Consider the following 19,838-nt stretch of genomic DNA (forward strand, 5'->3'; position numbering starts at 1 on the left):
TCCACAGGCGTACGACTCTGGATCGGCAAAACCCTGTGGGAGCGAGGCTTGCCCGCGAAGAGGCCGGCAAGACTGGCAAATCACTCCGTCTGAAACGTCCAGGCGATAAACCGGCTCTGCTTCTGCCCCTGACCCATCTCGACGACTTTGCTGTTCACCGCCCCGACTTTTTTCAACGCCGCTTGAATGCCCGGCAGGTTGGTGGCCTTCGACACCAGCGTGCTGAACCAGCGCACTTGTTGGCCGAACGCCGCGCTCTCGGCCACTAGTTGGCTGGTAAAGCGAATTTCACCGCCCTCGCACCACAGCTCGTTGTTCTGCCCGCCAAAATTGAGCACCGGCAGTTTGCGCTTCGGATCGGCCTTGCCCAGCGCCCGCCACTTGCGTTCGCTGCCTTTGGTAGCCTCGGCCAGGGAGGCGTGGAAGGGCGGATTGCACATCGTCAGGTCAAAGCGTTCGTCAGGCTGGATAAGGCCCTTGAGGATATGCCTGGGGTCGGCCTGGCGCAGGCTGATGGCTTTTTCCAGGCCGTTGGCCTTGACGATCGCCTTTGCTGAGGCCAGCGCCACAGCGTCGATATCGGAGCCGACAAACTGCCAGCGGTAATCGCTGTAGCCCAGCAGCGGGTAGATCACGTTCGCGCCCACGCCGATATCCAGCACTCGTACGGCGTTGCCGCGTGGGATTTCGCCGCCCTGTTCGGCTGCCAACAGATCCGCCAGGCAGTGCAGATAGTCGGCCCGGCCGGGAATCGGCGGGCACAGGTAGCCTTCGGGAATGTCCCAGTGCTGGATGCCATACAGTGCCCGCAGCAGGGCGCGGTTGAACACCTTGACCGCCGCCGGGTTGGCGAAGTCGATGCTTTCCTTGCCATAGGGATTGATGATCATGAACGCCGCCAGCTCGGGGCTGCTTTTGATCAGTTTGGGGAAGTCGTAGCGGCCCTGGTGGCGGTTGCGCGGGTGCAGGGTGGGTTTGGCGGGAGGGGCAGTCATGGAGAGGTCCGGTGTCTGGGTGGACCTCTTCGCGGGCAAGCCTTGCTCCTTCCTGTGGGAGCGAGGCTTGCCCGCGAAAGGGCCCTCCAGATGTAATTACAAGCTACTGATCCGCGCGTGCTGCTCGGCCAGTTTGCCCAGCGCCTGCTCGGCTTCGGCCAGCTTGGCGCGTTCTTTGTCGATGACCGCAGGCGGCGCCTTGTCGACGAAGGCCGCGTTCGACAGCTTGCCGCCGACGCGCTGGACTTCGCCCTGCAGACGCTGGATTTCCTTGTCCAGGCGCGCCAGTTCGGCGTCCTTGTCGATCAGCCCGGCCATCGGCACCAGCACTTCCATCTCGCCCACCAGCGCGGTGGCGCTCAATGGCGCTTCGGCGCCCGCGTCCAGCACGGTGATCGACTCGAGCTTGGCCAGCTTCTTCAGCAAGGCTTCATTCTCGAGCAGGCGGCGCTGGTCTTCGCTGCTGGCGTTCTTGACGAAAATCTGCAGCGGCTTGCCTGGGCCGATGTTCATTTCGCCACGAATATTGCGAGTACCCAGCATCAGGCCCTTGAGCCATTCGATGTCATCTTCGGCGGCTGCATCGATACGCGACTCGTTGGCCACGGGCCACGGCTGCAGCATGATGGTCTTGCCCTCGGCACCGGCCAGCGGCGCCAGGCGCTGCCAGATTTCCTCGGTGATGAACGGCATGAACGGATGCGCCAGGCGCAGCGCCACCTCAAGCACGCGCACCAGGGTGCGACGGGTGCCGCGCTGGCGTTCGACCGGCGCGTTCTCGTCCCACAGCACCGGCTTGGACAGCTCCAGGTACCAGTCGCAGTATTGGTTCCAGATAAACTCGTACAGCGCCTGGGAGGCCAGGTCGAAGCGGAATTGATCCAGTTGGCGGGTCACTTCAGCTTCGGTGCGTTGCAGCTGCGAGATGATCCAGCGATCAGCCAGCGACAGCTCGTAGGCCTCGCCGTTCTGGCCGCAGTCCTCGCCTTTGTCGAGCACGTAGCGAGCGGCGTTCCAGATCTTGTTGCAGAAGTTGCGATAGCCTTCGACGCGCCCCATGTCGAACTTGATGTCGCGGCCAGTTGAGGCCAGCGAGCAGAACGTGAAGCGCAGGGCGTCGGTGCCGTAGCTGGCGATGCCCTCGGCGAACTCGTCGCGGGTCTGCTTCTCGATCTTCTTCGCCAGCTTGGGCTGCATCATCCCCGAGGTGCGCTTTTCCACCAGGGCTTCGAGCTCGATGCCGTCGATGATGTCCAGTGGGTCAAGCACGTTGCCTTTGGACTTGGACATCTTCTGGCCCTGGCCATCACGCACCAGACCATGCACATAGACGGTCTTGAACGGTACCTGCGGGGTGCGGTCTTCGTTCTTGATCAGGTGCATCGTCAGCATGATCATCCGGGCGACCCAGAAGAAAATGATGTCGAAGCCCGTCACCAGCACGTCGGTGGAGTGGTACTTTTTCAGGAATTCGGTCTGCTCCGGCCAGCCGAGGGTGGAGAAGGTCCACAGCCCCGAGCTGAACCAGGTGTCGAGCACGTCGTTGTCCTGGTTGAGTACCAGGTCATCGCCCAGGCCGTGCTTGGCGCGCACTTCGGCCTCGCTGCGGCCGACGTAGACTTTGCCCGATTCGTCGTACCAGGCCGGAATCCGGTGGCCCCACCAGAGCTGGCGGCTGATGCACCAGTCCTGGATGTCGCGCATCCACGAGAAGTACATGTTTTCGTACTGCTTGGGCACGAATTCGATGCGGCCATCTTCCACGGCGGCGATGGCCGGTTCGGCCAGCGGCTTGGTGGACACGTACCACTGGTCGGTCAACCATGGCTCGATGATGGTGCCGGAGCGGTCGCCCTTGGGCACCTTGAGGCCATGGTCGTCGACGCTGACCAACAAGCCCAGTTCGTCGAAGGCGGCGACGATCTGCTTGCGCGCTTCAAAACGGTCCAGCCCGACGTATTGCGCGGGGATGTTGCCGACGATGCTCTCGTTGAGCTTGCCGTCCAGATTGAACACCTGGCAGGCCGGCAGCACGGCGGCATTCTTGTCGAAGATGTTGAGCAGCGGCAGGTTGTGGCGCTTGCCGACTTCGTAGTCGTTGAAGTCGTGGGCCGGGGTGATCTTCACGCAGCCGGTGCCGAACGCCGGGTCGCAGTAGTCATCGGCGATGATCGGGATGCGGCGGCCCACCAGCGGCAGCTCGATGAACTTGCCGATCAGGGCCTGGTAGCGTTCGTCGTTGGGGTTCACGGCCACGGCGGCGTCGCCGAGCATGGTTTCCGGTCGGGTGGTGGCGACGATCAGGTAGTCATTGCCTTCAGCGGTCTTGGCGCCGTCGGCCAGCGGATACTTGAGGTTCCACAAGAAACCTTTCTCGTCGTGGTTTTCCACTTCGAGGTCGGAGATGGCGGTGTGCAGCTTGGTGTCCCAGTTGACCAGGCGCTTGCCGCGGTAGATCAGGCCGTCTTCGTGCAGGCGCACGAAGGCTTCCTTGACCGCTTCCGACAGGCCGTCATCCATGGTGAAGCGCTCGCGGCTCCAGTCCACCGACGAGCCGAGGCGGCGGATCTGACGGCTGATGTTGCCGCCGGACTGGTCCTTCCACTCCCAGATCTTGTCGAGGAATTTCTCGCGGCCCAGGTCATGGCGACTCTGGCCCTGTGCCTCGAGCTGACGTTCTACCAGCATCTGGGTGGCGATACCGGCGTGGTCGGTGCCCGGCTGCCAGAGGGTGTCGCGCCCCTGCATGCGGCGGAAACGGATCAGCGCGTCCATGATCGCGTTGTTGAAGCCGTGGCCCATGTGCAGGCTGCCGGTGACGTTCGGCGGCGGGATCATGATGGTGTAGGACTCGCCCGCGCCTTGCGGGGCAAAGTAGTTCTCGGACTCCCAGGTCTGGTACCAGGAAGTTTCGATGGCGTGCGGCTGGTAGGTCTTATCCATGCGCGGCGGGACCCTATAGGCATTAATTCAGGAAAGCCGACAAGTATAACGCCAATGGCTGGTCGTGTGGGAGCAGGGCTTGAAGGGAGGGCGAGCTTGCGGACGCCTTCGCCGCCGAACGCGCAGCCTTGCTCCCACAGCGTGAGTAGGCTCCTGTGGGAGCGAGGCTTGCCCGCGAAGAGGCACCTGAGGTCGCTGATATGGCTCAGTTACCCAGCAAACGCTCCAGACGCGCTTCGAGGCGGCGTTTGACTTCGGCTTCTATGTGCGGGGCAAAGTCGTCGATCACGTCTTGCATGATCATTTGCGCCGCAGCACGCAGTTCGGCGTCCAGATGCAGCAAGGTGTCCTGGCGGTTGCGCTCGTGCTGCAAGTCGTCGGCCAGCGGCGCGGCGGCAGGTGGTGCAACAGGCTCGGGGATGGACTGGGCGGCGCCAGGGCGCTCGTCAGCCAGTTCGAACAGCAGCGGGATCTGTTCGTCGTCATGTTTGACCGTTTCGGTCAGCAGCGGCGGTTGCAGGTCGTCATCGCCGAGCAGTTGACGGATCGACTCGAGGTCGTCCAGCAGGTGCGCGGATTGTGGCAAGTTGTATGGTTTGTCCATCGTCGGCTCAAAGTCGCGTCAAGCGGTGATCTTGCAAAGGATAGCCCTTCTCCCGGTACAAACGGAAACTCTCCCTGGCGGCCTGGCGAATCGCCGGGTCTTCGACCACGATCTCGGCAACGCGGGCAAAGCGCGCGAAGTCGGTCGGTATGCTCAGGCCAAGGTTGACCAGCAGGTCGCTGTGCTCGCCGCTCTGGTCATTCAGGCCCAGAACGATCGGTGCGTCGTCGGCGTCCTCGACCAAGCTGTGGGGCACGAAGCTCTCGCCTTTGAAGCTCCACAGGCGCGCATCCAGCGCTTCGCGTTGTGCGTCGTCGGCGCACTGCAGATAAACCCGGTGGCCAAGGCGCCAGGCTTTTTCCGTGAGTTTGCAGGCGAAATCCAGGCGTGCATCAGGGGAGGGACTTGGGAGTATGTAGAAGTCGATTTTGGTCATGGTCACTCAATCGGGCGCTCACCCTCGATCTCTGTGGGAGAGCAGGCTCTGCCCGCGAAGCCGTTGACAGCTTCGCGGGCAGCGCCCGTTCCCTCAGGGGTGGTGTCAGCCTTCAGACCGCTGCGCGATCCAGCAGGTATTGCGTCAGCAGGGGCACTGGACGGCCGGTGGCCCCTTTGTCCTTGCCGCTGACCCAGGCCGTGCCGGCGATATCCAGGTGCGCCCAGTTGTACTGTTTGGCGAAGCGCGACAGGAAGCAACCGGCGGTGATGGTGCCGCCTTTAGGGCCGCCGATGTTGGCGATGTCGGCGAATGGGCTGTCGAGCTGCTCCTGGTATTCGTCGAACAGCGGCAGTTGCCAGGCGCGATCGTCGGCAGCCTTGCCGGCGGTCAGCAGTTGGCCGACCAGTTCGTCGTTGTTGCCCATCAGGCCCGAGGTGTGAGCGCCCAGCGCAACCACGCAGGCGCCGGTCAGGGTGGCGATGTCGATCACCGCCTGTGGCGCGAAGCGCTCGGCATAGGTGAGGGTGTCGCACAGCACCAGGCGGCCTTCGGCGTCGGTGTTGAGGATTTCGACGGTCTGGCCGCTCATGGTCTCGACGATATCGCCAGGGCGCGTGGCGCCGCCGCTCGGCATGTTCTCGGCGCAGGCCATCAGGCACACGAGGTTGATCGGCAGGTTCAGCTCGAGCACGGCACGCAGGGTGCCGAACACGCTGGCGGCGCCGCACATGTCGTATTTCATTTCATCCATGCCGGCAGCGGGCTTGATGCTGATCCCGCCAGTGTCGAAGGTGATGCCCTTGCCGACCAGCACGAAAGGCTTGTCGGACTTTTTTCCGCCCTGGTAGCTGAGCTCGATCATGCGCGGAGGCTGGTCGCTGCCCTGGGCCACGGCCAGGAAGGCGCCCATGCCCAGTTCCTTGAGTTTTTTCTCGTCGTGGATAACCACCTTGAGGTTCTTGTGCGACTTGCTCAGGCTCTTCGCGGCTTCAGCCAGGAAGCTCGGGTGGCACAGGTTGGGCGGCAGATTGCCCAGGTCCTTGGTGAAGCTCATGCCGGTGGCGATGGCCTTGGCGTGAGTCACGGCGCGTTCGACTTCAGGCAGGCTGGCCTTGGTGGTCAGCAGGGTGATTTTCTTCAGGGCGCGGGGTTCGGCCTTCTGGCTCTTGAAACGATCGAACACGTATTCGCCGTCCAGCAAGGTTTCGCTCAGCAAGCGCGCCTTGCCATAGGCGTCGCGGCCTTTGACGGTCAGTTCGTCGAGGGCCACCACGGCGTCACCGCCACCCAGGCCCTTGAGCACACCGAGGATGCTGCTGGCGATCTTGCGAAACGGCCGGTCGCCCAGCTCTTCCTTGCCTACGCCGACCAGCAGGATGCGCTCGGCCTTTACACCGCTGGGGGCATGCAGCACCAGCGTCTGGCCGGGCTTGCCAGCCAGGTCGCCACGTTTGAGCACTGCGCTCAGGGCGCCGTTGGTCAAGGTGTCGATTTTTTGCGCGACGGTGCCCAGGGCGCCGCCTTCGCTGACCGGCACGACCAGGGTGGCAGTCTTGAGGGTGTCGGCGTTGACGCTTTTTACAACCAGTTCCATATTTCGAATCCCTAATTGGTCTGTCGAGTGTGGCGCCGGGTCTGGGCCCTGCGGCGGCCGTGGGTGCGCTGCGCATGCGCATATCGCGGCAAAGCATGCAGTTTGACCCTAGGCGACGGATGCTGACAACCCTCGGTACTCGCCTCTTGGGGGAGTGGGCCCGGCCCGCGCAGGCCGCAGCGCGGTGTGGCGCCAGGCGCTTTCGGTGGCAGAACCCGCTCCCACAGGGCGAGAACGCCTGAAAAATCGATACCTTGAGCGCACCAAGTGACACGGAAGGTCAATCACAGGATAATGCGCCGACTTTTTTCGTTGGCGTGCCCCGGCATGCCGGCCACCGCTGTCTTGACTGCTGCGTTCAATTGTTCGGCTGCCTGAGCCTGACAACCCTGGAGTGTCTGGTTTGATCGTCTTCCGTTATCTATCCCGCGAGGTCATGGTGACCATGAGCGCCGTCAGTGCGGTGCTGCTTGTCATCATCATGAGCGGTCGCTTCATCAAGTACCTGGCCCAAGCGGCGCAGGGCATCATCGACCCGGGCGTGCTGTTCCTGATCATGGGCTACCGCTTGCCCGGCTTCTTGCAGTTGATCCTGCCGCTGGGCTTGTTCCTGGGCATTCTGCTGGCGTACGGCCGCCTGTACCTCGAAAGCGAAATGACCGTGCTGGCCGCCACCGGGATGAGCCAGCAACGTCTGTTGGCCATGACCATGGGCCCAGCCACCGTATTGTTCGTCATCGTTGCCTGGCTGAGCCTCAGCCTGGCGCCGCAGGGCGTGGCACAGTGGATGAAAGTGGTCGACCAGCAAGACTCCATGACCGAGTTCGACACCCTGGTGCCTGGGCGCTTCCAGATGCTGCGCGACGGCTCGCGAGTTACCTATACCGAGAAGATGTCCGACGATCGCGTCAATCTGAGCGGCGTGTTCATTTCCGAGCGCCATGACGTGCAAGCCGGCAAGAAAGACCCCGGCATCGCTGTGCTGGTCGCCGAGAATGGCCGCCAGGAAGTGCGTCCCGACGGCAGCCGCTACCTGATCCTGCAAAACGGTTATCGCTACGACGGCAAGCCGGGCCAGCCCGATTACCGTGCGGTCAAATACGACACCTACGGCGTCTTGCTGCCCAAGCCGGATATCGCCGAAGACTTGTCAGAGCGCGAATCGATTCCGACCTCGCAGCTTTTGGCCAGTACCGATGACCCGCGCTCGCGCGCCGAGCTGCAATGGCGTCTGTCGCTGCCGTTGCTGGTATTCATCGTGACCCTGATGGCGGTGCCGCTGTCGCGGGTCAACCCGCGCCAGGGTCGCTTCCTCAAACTGCTGCCGGCGATTCTTCTGTATATGGCTTACCTGACCATCCTGATCGCCGCCCGTGGCGCCCTTGAAAAAGGCCGCCTGCCGGCAGCGCTGGGGCTGTGGTGGGTGCACGCGATCTTCCTCGCCATCGGCGCCGGCCTTATGCTCTGGGAGCCGATGAAGCTGCGCCGCGCCAGCCAGAAAGCCGTACGGGGTGTGGCACGATGAAAAAGCTCGATCGCTACATCGGCAAGAGTGTGCTGTTCGCCATCCTGGCGGTACTGGGCATCATTCTTGGTCTGGCCTCGCTGTTCTCGCTGATCGACGAAATCAAGGACGTCAGCGATAGCTACACCTTGCTCAACGCCCTCAGCTATGTGGGCCTCACGGCGCCGCGGCGCCTGTACGACATGCTGCCGATGGCCGCGCTGATCGGCTGCTTGATCGGCCTGGGCAGCTTGGCCAGCAGCAGTGAGCTGACCATCATGCGTGCGGCCGGGGTGTCCATCGGCCGTATCATCTGGGCGGTGATGAAACCCATGCTGCTGCTGATGGTGATAGGCGTGCTGATCGGTGAATACGTGGCTCCAGTTACCGAGAGCCAGGCGCAGGCCAACCGCGCCCTGGAGCAGGGTGGCGATCAGGCGCAGACCGGCAAGTACGGCTTGTGGCATCGTGAGGGTGAGGACTATATCCACATCAACGCCGTGCAACCCAATGGCCTGCTGTACGGTGTGACCCGTTATCACATCGATGCAGAGCGCCATATGCAGACTGCCAGTTTTGCGCGCAAGGCTCAGTACGCAAAAGATCACTGGATGTTGAGCGACGTCACTACCACCCACTTCATGGGTGATCACACCGAGATCAAATCCGCGCCCGAAGAGCGTTGGGACGTGTCGCTGACCCCGCAGTTGCTGGCGACGGTCATCCTCACGCCTGACTCGCTGTCGATTACTGGCATGTGGCGCTACATCCACTACCTCGCCGATCAGGGCTTGAACAATGGTCAGTATTGGCTGGCGTTCTGGACCAAGGTCACCCAACCGCTGGTGACGGCGGCGCTGGTATTGATGGCCATTTCCTTTATCTTCGGGCCGCTGCGCTCGGTGACCTTGGGCCAGCGGGTATTCACCGGTGTGCTGGTGGGTTTCACCTTCCGTATCGTGCAGGATCTGCTCGGGCCGTCGAGCCTGGTGTTCGGCTTCCCTCCACTGCTGGCGGTGCTGGCACCGGCCACCGTGTGTGCGCTTGCGGGTCTGTGGTTGATGCGCAGGGCGGGTTGATCCCATCGGCTGCGGGCGCGGCCGATAAAGCTTTCGCGAGCAAGCTTTGCTCCCACAGGGCAAGTCATTCCTTAGGCGGGTGCTTGTGGACGCAAGGCTCACCCGCGAAGAGGCCCTTGCGTTTAACCTCTACGCGGCAACCGCACGATCTGCGATGCCGAGTAGATGTCGTGCCAGCTGCGCTTTTGTCGGTCGACCACCACCCAGATAAAACCCAGCCCCAGGCATAGCCAAGAAGCTATCGCGATCATGAAGCGCAATAGCGCTTGCCACACGCTGATGGCGCTGCCGTCTGGATTCTGCACTCTGATCCCCCATACCTGCATGCCCAGCGTCTGCCCGGCGCGGGTCCAGAACGTGGCAAAAAAACCGAACAGTACGAACACCAGCAGCGTCGACAGCAGCGGGTCGCCATCGAGCGCGCCGGCGTCCGATAATTGCCGCAGGCGCGCTTCGCCGAAGATGGCCATGGACGCCAGTTTGTACAGCAGGGTGGTGACCATCAGCAGGGCGATGCACAGCAGCAGGTCGTAGGCTATGGCGGCCAGGCGGCGGCCGAGTCCGGCGGCGGGGAAGGGGCCTGCGGGATTGAGCAGAGTAGGCACGGTGGCGGAATCGACAATGGCTTTGATGATCTGCCACTTTATCCCCGCTGGCGCCTTGTAGCGAGGGGCTTGCCCCCGATCACAGTGTGTCGGGCATGATGATCGACGCTGGTAAGCACCGTCAGGGGCAATCCCCCTCGCTAAAGGGGCAGGTTAGGCCTTTGCACCCGAGTGTAAAAAGCCACGCGGCGTAATTCCGAAAAAACCACGATATTGCCGGCGTGATCGACGCTGCCCGTGCCAGCAGCCCCATCGATCCTATACCTCCCTCCCGGAACCAAAACTTGTCTATTGAGAAGCGGCTATTCAGCAGAGGAGTGTTTTTTTCGAAGTTGGCGTCGTTATCTTGTAACTAAATGAGTCTGCTTGCGTTGGTATTGCGATGTAGATGGTCCAGTGAGAATTTCTGAGTCTTGCTGAAACTGTTGAGGCTAAACCTGCTCCATAAGCATTGTTGATAGGGATTAGTTAAGGATTATTCTGAAAAAGGGTTAGAGAGTCAGATGCTCGGGGCCTTATCGATTTTGCACTTAGCAATAAAGCTGGGCTTGGCGATATAGGACAAGTCCTAAAATAATGTAGAAATATGTTCAATATCTTCCGTTGTTGTGCTTGGATCACGTCAATGAGCTGACGTCAACTCTTGACGTTTCTTTGGGGTGGATGCACTCTTGACTCATCTGGCGCTGACGGTGTTGGAGAGTGGCGTCGCCGATAAGTATTACTTTGGAGGTTATTGTTTTTTAAATAGCATGTGCTCCTTTCTGTAATGCTGTTTTCTTTTAAAAATACTTATGGTTTGTGTCTGGCAGGCAATAACTTTATGTCTTCTCAGAGCATGATTTCAGCGTGACCTTTTTCTCGCGTTGCAGTAGTGCTGCGCGTAACCAGTACATGGAGGGCGTATGGCGTCAAATAGTTTTCAGAATGAAGTACCTAAGGCGCGAGTCAACATCAAGCTTGATCTGCATACCGGTGGGGCACAGAAGAAGGTAGAGCTGCCTCTGAAGTTGATGGTCATGGGTGACTACAGCAATGGCCGGGAGCAGCGGTCGCTGTCAGAAAGAGTCAAAGTTGATATCAACAAGAACAATTTCGATAGTGTTCTGGCCGAATTTTCCCCTGGTCTGAAGCTGGCGGTTGAGAATACTTTGGCCGATGATGATACCGACACCCCAATCGCCTTGACGTTTCAGGCCATGAAAGACTTCGAGCCTGAGCAGGTAGCGCGGCAGATTCCGCAGTTGCGTGCGCTGCTGGCTATGCGCAATCTGCTGCGTGATCTCAAATCCAATCTGCTGGATAACGCGACTTTTCGCCATGAGTTGGAACGCATCCTCAAAGACGACGCACTGAGTGACGAGTTGCGGGCTGAACTGGCCGCTTTGGCTCCGCAAGTAGACCGGTAATTAGCGTCGTCCCGATAATAAGGAAGTTTCCATCATGTCCGTAGAACAATCACCTGCAGTCTCGCAGCACACTCAAGCCCCTGGCGTAGAAGGTAGCCAAAGTGTCTATGGCGCTTTGTTCGCGAAGATCAACCTGAGCCCCGTGGCAGAGCTGAGCGGTATCGAAGCCTTTCAAAGCGCCGAGGCGCTGTCCGAAGCCTCTACTGATGAGAGGGTAACGGCGGCAGTCAGCGTATTTCTGAACCTGCTCAAGCGCTCTTCGAACAAAGTCGAGCGCCTGGACAAGACTCTTCTGGATGAACATATCGCGTCTTTGGATACACAGATCAGTCGTCAACTTGACGCGGTCATGCATCACCCTGATTTTCAGCGTGTCGAGTCGACCTGGCGCGGCGTGAAATCGCTGATTGATCAAACCGATTTCCGCCAAAACGTGCGCATTGAATTGCTGGATGTCAGCAAGGATCACTTGGTACAGGACTTCGAGGATGCACCGGAAATAGCCCAAAGTGGCCTGTACCTGCATACCTATACCCAGGAGTACGACACCCCGGGTGGTGAGCCCATCGCGGCAGCCATTTCCAATTACGAGTTTGATCGTGGGCCACAAGATGTCGCCTTGCTACGCAACATTTCTAAAGTAGCGGCTGCCGCCCACATGCCGTTCATTGGTTCTGTCGGCCCGGAATTCTTCGGTAAGCAGACAATGGAGGAAGTCGCCGCGATCAAAGATATTGGCAATTATTTTGACCGTGCCGAATACATCAAGTGGAAGGCGTTCCGCGACAGTGATGACTCCCGTTACATCGGCCTGCTCATGCCGCGCGTCCTGGGGCGCCTGCCTTACGGGCCGGACACCATTCCGGTACGCAGCTTCAACTACGTCGAAAACGTCAAGGGCCCGGACCACGACAAATACTTGTGGACCAATGCCTCGTTCGCCTTCGCGGCCAATATGGTCAAGAGTTTTATCGCCAATGGTTGGTGCGTGCAGATTCGCGGGCCGCAGTCAGGCGGCGCGGTAACCGATCTGCCGATCCATCTGTACGACCTGGGGACCGGCAGCCAGGTGAAAATCCCTTCCGAAGTGATGATCCCGGAGACTCGGGAATTTGAATTTGCCAATCTCGGTTTTATTCCGCTTTCCTACTACAAGAACCGTGACTACGCATGCTTTTTTTCCGCCAATTCGGCGCAAAAGCCAGCCCTGTATGACACTGCCGACGCAACGGCCAACAGCCGCATTAATGCGCGCCTGCCATACATCTTCCTGCTGTCGCGAATCGCGCATTACCTGAAGTTGATCCAGCGCGAAAACATCGGGACTACCAAAGATCGCCGTTTGCTGGAGTTGGAACTGAACAGGTGGGTTGGCGGCCTGGTGACTGAGATGACTGACCCTAGCGACGAGTTGCAGGCGTCCCATCCGCTGCGTGATGCCAAGGTGACGGTAGAAGATATCGAGGACAACCCCGGTTTCTTCCGCGTCAAGCTGTACGCCGTACCGCACTTCCAGGTCGAAGGCATGGACGTCAACTTGTCTCTGGTCTCGCAGATGCCCAAGGCCAAAGCCTAAGCCACCCGTAGGGAATGCTGTCATGAAGATCGACCGCCCCCTGTGGGCTGCGGGGGCGTTACTGTCGCCGCAACAATTCCAACAGCAAGCACGCTGGGAGGCATGGGCCAACCAGAGTCTGGCCCACCTGTCTCTTGCACACCCGTGGGGTGTTCAAGGGGTGGCGTTCGACCTGCAAGCCTTGCGCCTGGGCAAGCTCAAGACCACTCAGGTGCGGGTGCGCATGCCTGATGGCACGTTGATCGACACCGACCACGTAGACTCCTTACCACCGGCTCTGGAGTTGACTAGCCTGCTGCCCGATGACACCCAGGGCGCTACGTTATTGCTGGCGTTGCCGTTGGAGCAAGCCAACGGCAACAACTGTGTGTTCGACGGATCGAGAGCCGACCGGCCCACTCGATACCGGCAGAAGTGGCGTCAGGTGCAGGACGTTTACGCAGACGATGTGCAATCCATTGGTGTGCTGGAGTACGCCTTGACCTTGCGCATGGCTGACGACGATAACGCGGACTACCTGACTTGCCCGCTCGCGCGTCTGCAGCGAGACGGGCAGGGCGCTTGGCACCTTGATCCTCAGTATGTGCCGCCGCTGCTCAGTTTCGCGGCTCATCCAGGGTTGTTGACTCAACTGGACAACCTGCTGACCCAGTTATCTGCCAAGCGTCAACGACTGATGGGTATGCGCCGTGAGAGCAATCAGCGCATGGCTGACTTTGCCGTGGCTGACGTGTCGCTGTTCTGGTTGCTCAACGCATTGAACACCTATCAGCCGGTACTTGCCGACTTGAAAGCTCACCCAGCGCGGCATCCCGAACAGGTGTATCAGCAACTGATCAAACTGGCTGGCAGCTTGCTGACCTTCTCGCTGGAACACGATATCGACAAGATTCCCGCATACCGGCATGACCAGCTCGAAACTGTATTTCCCCCTTTGATAGGCACTATCTCGACCTTGCTGGAAGCGAGCCTCCCGTCGCGGGTGATCGCTCTCGTACTGGAAGAAATAGGCGCAAATCGCTGGCAGGTCACCCTTCATGACGCTCGCCTACGCGAGCCAGACGGTGCCGATTTCTATTTATCAGTACGTTGCCGGATGCCCGCGGCTCAGTTGCAAAGCCAGTTCCCGCGCCTGTGCAAGGTAGGGTCGCCAGACGATGTCGACCACCTGGTCAACGCTGCGCTGGATGGTGTTCCGTTGCAGCCGCTCAGTCATGTGCCAGCGGCTATTCCCTTGCGTTTGGAGAATCAGTACTTCGCTCTCGATCTTGGCCATCCCAAGGGGCAGGCAATGCTGGCTGCTGGAACCTGCGCCTTCTATGTACCAAGCACCTTGGCTGATATGAAACTCGAACTGTTTGCGGTACTTCGCGCATGAGCATGACCACCAGGAACAAGCGCATTTTCAACACGCAGGATCTCGACGCGCTCTTGCAAGGGACCTACCTGTTAGTTGTTGAATTGCGTCACGGCGCATCGGTGCAAGACAGCCCAGACCTGTGGCGGCGCTGCGAAAATCAGGTTGAGGAGGTTCAACAGCGCCTTAACGATGCGGGAGTGACCACGCGCAGCGTCGAGCTCATCACTCATGCCCAGTGTGCCTTGCTCGACGAGACGGTGCTCAGCGTTGCCAAGGGTGAGGCCCATGCAAAGTGGGCCAGCGAGTCCCTGCAAGCTAGATTCTTCAGTCGTCACCAAGCGGGTGAGTTTTTGTATGAGGACATGCGTGAATCTCTGCGCCAACCTTCGCCAGACTTGTTGGTACTGACGATATTTCAGCGGGTCCTGATGCTCGGCTTCAAGGGGCGATACCGCGACATCAACGACCCAGAGCGCGGGCAACTGTTGGACGAGTTGAATACACAGGTCATGCCCTTTGAACTCGATAAAACATTGAAGACAAAAAGTATCGGCCAGCGGATGCACCCCCTACGCTCAATGCGCGCGCCGTTGGTACATATCTTGGCCGCAGGGCTATTGCTGATCGCTATTTGGTGGGGCCTCGATCACTGGCTTAGCGGCGTGATCACCACGCTTGCGCCGGGCCAGGCGTGAGAAATGTGATGACGGCCAAAATGATACAAAGCCTGTGGCTGTGGGCCGGCACGCTCGCGTTAATGCTTCTGATGGTCATACCGGCTGCCGACTGGATGACAATCGTGGTGGGCCTGATCGTTGTGATCTCGGTGGCCTGGGCGTGGATTCGAGTGGGCCGCCGATCTGCACGGCAGGGTCAACACCTGGTAATGACTGGCGATACATCCTTGCCACCGCCTGAGTACGGCCAATCAGTAGTACTGGTCTGTGGCAATGGCCTGGCGGGGTTGTTTGGGGCTATTCCCGCTGAACAGCTGGCGCTGCGCACCACCCCACAAGGCTGCTATCTGCGCGTATCCGCCCTCGATCAATTGTCGGCGGTGACCGACGCTATACAAGCCTTGCGCCCGGACTGGGGCGGGCAACTAAGCGTGATGTTCAACGTCAACCCCGGCGAGCACACCGACGCCGAAGCATTGGCCGGCCAGGTACGCGCTTTGTGCAATCAGATCGCTGTAGTGCGCAAGCGCGGTATTGCGCTGCCGCTTATGGTGGTGTGCTACCTGCAGGCCGAACAAGGCGAGGGTACGTGGTTCAGTTGGGAAGCCGGTCAAACCAATCCCCATGTGCGTGACGCCGGTGCTTGCTTGAACGTTGCAGACTGGCAGCGACAGACGATCGATGGCGCAACTCGCGCCGCCCGCTTTTGCAATGTCGTACAGGTCAGTAGCGCGGCAACTTGGCTGAGAGAAACCGTCTGTACGCATTTCGAAACCCGCTACTGTCAGCCTCCGCTGATCTATGCCATCACCCTGGTAGCGGTTTTGCCGCAGCAAGTTGCTGGCAATCTGTGGCAGCAATGGCTGCGTGAAAAAGTAGGGTTGAATGTCGCCGAGCAGCCTGTGTCGACGACTCTCTCTGCCTTGCCGTTTCCCGATCCATTGCTGAACCTGTTGCCGCTCCAGGCTCGACGCTCCCCAGTGGTAGGGGCGGGTGTCGTAGCGATGTGGTTGTTCGCAGTGGCCGGTGTCCTGGCCCTTATCAGCTCAGCCTGGCAGAACACCCTGTTACTGCGTCAGGTCAGTGACGACATGCGGCGCTACGCGTTCATTCCTTCCGCGGAGCGCCGTGACCAGCCTCAATTCATCTTGCGTGAAGATGCCGTAGCGGTTCTGCGCCAAGACGCCGGCCGCCTAGACGCCTATTACCGGCAGGGTGCACCTCTGGCGCTGGGGCTTGGCCTGTACCGAGGTGAGCGGTTACGGCTGCCGTTGCTCGCGACCATTGCGAGCCATCGGCAGCCTCTCCAGCTTCCGCCGCTCGCAAAAATTCCCCAAGCGGTACGGCTGGACAGCCTGTCGCTATTCGCGCCAGGCAGTGCCGAGCTCAAGCCAGGCTCGACCAAGGTGCTAATCAGTGCCCTGGTCAATATCAAGGCCCAGCCGGGCTGGCTGATCGTCATCGCCGGGCATACCGACATCACGGGCAATCCCGAAAAAAATCTTGAACTGTCACGCACCCGCGCAGCTTCCGTACGCGACTGGATGCAGCGCATGGGTGACATCCCCGACAGTTGCTTTGCCGTCCAGGGCTTTGGTGCCAGCCAGCCTGTGGCCAGTAATGACACCGACGGTGGGCGTGCTGCCAACCGTCGCGTCGATATCCGCCTAGTGCCGGAGGCGGGCGCCTGTGTGCCGCCTGCCACAGCACTGGGCAGACACTCTCTGTCGCATCGTGCGGCATTTGAATCTTGAGAAAAGGAGCTTCACATGGCTATTCCCGTTTACCTATGGCTGAAAGACGACGGCGGTACTGACATCAAGGGGTCCGTGGATGTTCAAGGCCGCGAAGGCAGCATCGAAGTGATCGCTCAGGATCACAGTGTTTCCATCCCTACCGATAACAACACCGGCAAGCTGACCGGTACGCGGGTTCACGCCCCGTTCATGCTTTTGAAGGAAGTCGATGCTTCCAGCCCGTATCTGTACAGGGCAGCCACAAGTGGCCAGACCCTCCAGAGCGCCGAGTTCAAGTGGTATCGCATCAATGAGGCTGGCCAGGAGGTCGTCTACTTCACCACCAAGCTGGACAAGGTAAAGCTCGTAAAAATTGCGTCGAAAATGCACGACATCAAAGACCCAAGCAAGGAAAAGCACAATCACCTGGAGGAGGTTGAGCTGCGCTACGAGACGATCACCTGGACGTTTGTAGAGGGCAATATCACTCACACCGACTCCTGGACTACACGCCCTAGCACTTGAAGCAAAAGAAGCGGCAGATGGTTTTCCGTCTGCCGCTTCCTGGTGTGCTGGGCTCAGCATCTGTGCGCGGATCCTGAGCCAAACACATCGCGTTGCATTGCCCTTGACGATCTTCCAGTACCCAGAACAGGGATGTACACCCGTGGCCCAAGATTCAACTCGTTTACTTCGCCGTCTCAATCCGTATTGCGTCCAGGCACTAAGCGCGGCGGCGTCCTTGTGCCAAAGCCGTGCTCACGGTCTTATCAGCATCGAGCATTGGCTGCTCAAATTGCTGGAGCAGGGTGAGGGCGACCTGACGCTCATTGCCCGTCGTTATGAATGGGATATGGATGCAGTCTGGGGCGGTCTGCTTGCCCACCTCGATACCTTGCCCCACAGCCTGCAAGGCAAACCGCAGCTGTGCGGCAAGCTGCAACAACTGATCAAGAATGCCTGGCTGCACGCCTCGCTGGACGACAACAACGACACCTTGCGCTCGGCCCATCTGCTCGGTGCGCTGCTGGAGACGCCTGGCCTGCTTGCCTGTGAAGCGGCGTGGCCACTGCTCAGCATCAGTGACACGCAGTTGAAGCGCTTGTTTGCCGTGCTCGACCAGCACTCCGAAGAACGTCCCCAGGTGCAGCAGCACGCCGCACTCGCGCGTCCTGACGAGCTGTCCGCATCCGGCACCGACAAGAGCGATGCCTTGCTGGCTGTTCTGAACAAATTCACCCTGGACCTCACCGAAAAGGCCAAGGCAGGGCAGATCGACCCGGTGTTCGGCCGTGACGATGAGATCCGCCAGGTTATCGACATACTCAGTCGTCGGCGCAAAAACAACCCGATCCTGGTCGGCGAACCCGGGGTAGGCAAAACCGCCCTGGTCGAAGGACTGGCACTCCGCATCGCCGAGGGCAATGTTCCCGACAGCCTCAAACCGGTCAGTGTACGCACCCTGGATCTAGGGCTGTTGCAAGCCGGCGCCGGGGTAAAAGGCGAGTTCGAGCAACGCTTGAAAAACGTCATCGACGCTGTGCAGCAGTCTCCTCACCCGGTGCTGCTGTTTATCGATGAAGCTCATACTCTGATCGGCGCCGGTAACCAGGCTGGAGGCGCCGACGCGGCGAACCTGCTCAAACCGGCCTTGGCGCGGGGCGAACTGCGTACCATCGCCGCCACCACCTGGAGCGAATACAAACAGTACTTTGAACGCGATGCCGCCCTGGAAAGACGCTTTCAGATGGTCAAGGTGGACGAGCCAGACGATGCCAACGCCAGCTTGATGCTGCGCGGCCTCAAGGCACGCTACGCCAGTCACCACGGCGTGCATATCAAGGACGAAGCGATACAGGCCGCCGTCTCCTTGTCGCGGCGTTACCTGACTGGCCGCCAGCTGCCGGACAAAGCTGTCGACCTGCTCGACACCGCCAGTGCGCGGGTACGCATGAGCCTGGACTGCGAGCCTCAGGCGCTGGTCCGCGTCAGGGCGCGGCAGACGGCTCTGGAGTTGGAGCGAGAGGCGCTTGAAACAGATCAGCAATTGAGCGGTACTCCGGCAGGCGACCGCCTGGCAATCATTGCGGTGCAGCACGCCGAGCTGCACGGGCAACGACTGGTGCTAGAAGAACAGTACCGCTATGAACTCGACCTCACCCGGCAGTTGCTCGATGCTCGACAGGCCGAACCTGCACAACTGGATGCCTGCTTGCAACTGCAACAACGACTGAGCGATACCCAGGGCAACCAACCGCTGTTGTCTCTGGATGTCGATGCGCGCAGCGTGGCCGAAGTCATTGCCGATTGGACCGGTGTGCCCCTGGGTAGCTTGCTCAAGGACGAACAAGCCAACTTGCTCGAGCTTGAACAGCAACTGGGCCAACAGGTGATCGGCCAGGATCACGCCCTGAGCGCCATGGCCCAGCGCCTGCGTGCGGCCAAGACTGGCCTGACAGACGACAAGGCGCCGTTGGGCGTATTCCTGCTGGTGGGCACCAGTGGCGTCGGCAAGACCGAGACCGCCCTGGCCCTGGCCGACACGCTTTTCGGTGGTGAAAAGTCCCTGATCACCATCAATCTGTCGGAATACCAGGAAGCCCACACCGTCAGCCAACTCAAAGGCTCGCCGCCGGGTTACGTCGGTTACGGTCAAGGCGGTGTGCTCACTGAGGCCGTGCGTCAACGACCCTACAGCGTGGTGCTGCTCGATGAAGTGGAGAAGGCACACCGCGACGTCCTCAACCTGTTCTATCAAGTCTTCGACCGAGGCTGCATGCGCGATGGCGAAGGGCGAGAAATCGACTTTCGTAACACCGTCATCCTCATGACCTCGAACTTGGGCAGCGATGAACTACAGGCCTGTCTGCAAGAATTCCCCGATGCACCGGATAGCACCCTGCACGAACTGCTCCGCCCGATCCTGCGCGAGCATTTCCAGCCAGCCCTGTTGGCTCGGTTTCAGACCCTGATCTACCGGCCATTGCAAGCCGATGCCTTGCAGAAAATCGTCGCGATCAAGCTGGCCAAAGTGGCCAAGCGCTTGCAACACCATTACGGCCTGGAATGCCAGATCGACGCCGCGCTTGATCAGGCTCTGGTGGCCGCGTGCCTGCTACCCGACACCGGGGCACGCAACATCGACAGTCTGCTCAACCAGCAGATCCTGCCGGTGCTCAGTCAACAACTGCTGCAACGCCAGGCTGCTCGCCAGAAAACCTCCGGTGTGACCTTGGGCTACAGCGATGAGGAGGGTATCGCGCTGTATTTCACCGACGCCCAAGACGCAGCGTCGCCCATCGCCACGGAGGCCTGAA

The 19,838-nt window shown here is 60.1% G+C and carries 15 protein-coding genes; 9 read left to right on the plus strand and 6 right to left on the minus strand.

What is annotated here, in order from left to right; translation table 11 throughout:
* Positions 1-80: 80 nt before the first annotated feature.
* The 5 genes from rlmF to LIX93_RS05635 form a co-directional block, all read right to left on the minus strand.
* A complete protein-coding gene (gene rlmF, locus LIX93_RS05615; protein ID WP_226503027.1) occupies positions 81-995 on the minus strand; it encodes a 23S rRNA (adenine(1618)-N(6))-methyltransferase RlmF in 915 nt (304 codons plus the stop codon).
* 96 nt (positions 996-1,091) lie between these two features.
* The gene (locus tag LIX93_RS05620) at positions 1,092-3,938 is read right to left on the minus strand and encodes a valine--tRNA ligase (RefSeq protein ID WP_226503028.1); all 2,847 of its coding nucleotides are present in this window, start codon (positions 3,936-3,938) and stop codon (positions 1,092-1,094) included.
* A 205-nt stretch (positions 3,939-4,143) separates the two neighbouring features.
* Positions 4,144-4,542 carry a DNA polymerase III subunit chi gene (locus LIX93_RS05625; protein WP_226503029.1) on the minus strand — a complete coding sequence of 133 codons (399 nt, stop codon included), beginning with the start codon at positions 4,540-4,542 and terminating at the stop codon, positions 4,144-4,146.
* A 7-nt stretch (positions 4,543-4,549) separates the two neighbouring features.
* Complete coding sequence (locus LIX93_RS05630; RefSeq protein WP_226503030.1) at positions 4,550-4,978, minus strand: DNA polymerase III subunit chi; 429 nt, start codon at positions 4,976-4,978, stop codon at positions 4,550-4,552.
* Between the two features lie 112 nt (positions 4,979-5,090).
* Positions 5,091-6,575 carry a leucyl aminopeptidase gene (locus LIX93_RS05635; protein ID WP_226503031.1) on the minus strand — a complete coding sequence of 495 codons (1,485 nt, stop codon included), beginning with the start codon at positions 6,573-6,575 and terminating at the stop codon, positions 5,091-5,093.
* Between the two features lie 403 nt (positions 6,576-6,978).
* Here LIX93_RS05635 and lptF point away from each other — a divergent pair, with 403 nt between their 5' ends.
* On the plus strand, positions 6,979-8,100 hold the full coding sequence (lptF, locus tag LIX93_RS05640) for an LPS export ABC transporter permease LptF (RefSeq protein WP_226503032.1): 1,122 nt from the start codon (positions 6,979-6,981) through the stop codon (positions 8,098-8,100).
* The gene (gene lptG / locus LIX93_RS05645; protein ID WP_226503033.1) at positions 8,097-9,158 is read left to right on the plus strand and encodes an LPS export ABC transporter permease LptG; all 1,062 of its coding nucleotides are present in this window, start codon (positions 8,097-8,099) and stop codon (positions 9,156-9,158) included. Before lptF ends, lptG begins: the two co-directional genes overlap by 4 nt.
* 122 nt (positions 9,159-9,280) lie before the next feature.
* Here the strand turns inward: lptG and LIX93_RS05650 are convergent, their stop codons facing one another.
* Positions 9,281-9,763, minus strand: a complete 483-nt coding sequence (locus tag LIX93_RS05650) for an RDD family protein (RefSeq protein ID WP_226503034.1) — start codon at positions 9,761-9,763, stop codon at positions 9,281-9,283.
* Between the two features lie 905 nt (positions 9,764-10,668).
* On the opposite strand from LIX93_RS05650, the gene tssB reads away from it, so the two are divergent.
* The 7 genes from tssB to tssH all read left to right on the plus strand — a co-directional run bounded on the left by tssB (position 10,669) and on the right by tssH (position 19,837).
* A complete protein-coding gene (gene tssB, locus LIX93_RS05655; protein ID WP_226503035.1) occupies positions 10,669-11,172 on the plus strand; it encodes a type VI secretion system contractile sheath small subunit in 504 nt (167 codons plus the stop codon).
* 34 nt (positions 11,173-11,206) lie between these two features.
* Complete coding sequence (tssC, locus tag LIX93_RS05660) at positions 11,207-12,748, plus strand: type VI secretion system contractile sheath large subunit (RefSeq protein ID WP_226503036.1); 1,542 nt, start codon at positions 11,207-11,209, stop codon at positions 12,746-12,748.
* Between the two features lie 22 nt (positions 12,749-12,770).
* Positions 12,771-14,126 carry a type VI secretion system baseplate subunit TssK gene (gene tssK / locus LIX93_RS05665; protein WP_226503037.1) on the plus strand — a complete coding sequence of 452 codons (1,356 nt, stop codon included), beginning with the start codon at positions 12,771-12,773 and terminating at the stop codon, positions 14,124-14,126.
* A complete protein-coding gene (gene tssL / locus LIX93_RS05670) occupies positions 14,123-14,803 on the plus strand; it encodes a type VI secretion system protein TssL, short form (RefSeq protein WP_226503038.1) in 681 nt (226 codons plus the stop codon). Before tssK ends, tssL begins: the two co-directional genes overlap by 4 nt.
* An 8-nt stretch (positions 14,804-14,811) precedes the next feature.
* On the plus strand, positions 14,812-16,539 hold the full coding sequence (locus tag LIX93_RS05675) for an OmpA family protein (protein WP_226503039.1): 1,728 nt from the start codon (positions 14,812-14,814) through the stop codon (positions 16,537-16,539).
* 15 nt (positions 16,540-16,554) lie between these two features.
* Positions 16,555-17,046: an Hcp family type VI secretion system effector gene (locus LIX93_RS05680; protein ID WP_226503040.1), complete on the plus strand. Its 492-nt coding sequence runs from the start codon at positions 16,555-16,557 to the stop codon at positions 17,044-17,046.
* A gap of 142 nt (positions 17,047-17,188) precedes the next feature.
* Positions 17,189-19,837 carry a type VI secretion system ATPase TssH gene (gene tssH / locus LIX93_RS05685; RefSeq protein WP_226503041.1) on the plus strand — a complete coding sequence of 883 codons (2,649 nt, stop codon included), beginning with the start codon at positions 17,189-17,191 and terminating at the stop codon, positions 19,835-19,837.
* The last annotated feature ends 1 nt before the right edge of the window (position 19,838 follow it).

Source organism: Pseudomonas sp. MWU16-30317 (assembly GCF_020515695.1).
Classification (GTDB): Bacteria; Pseudomonadota; Gammaproteobacteria; order Pseudomonadales; family Pseudomonadaceae; genus Aquipseudomonas.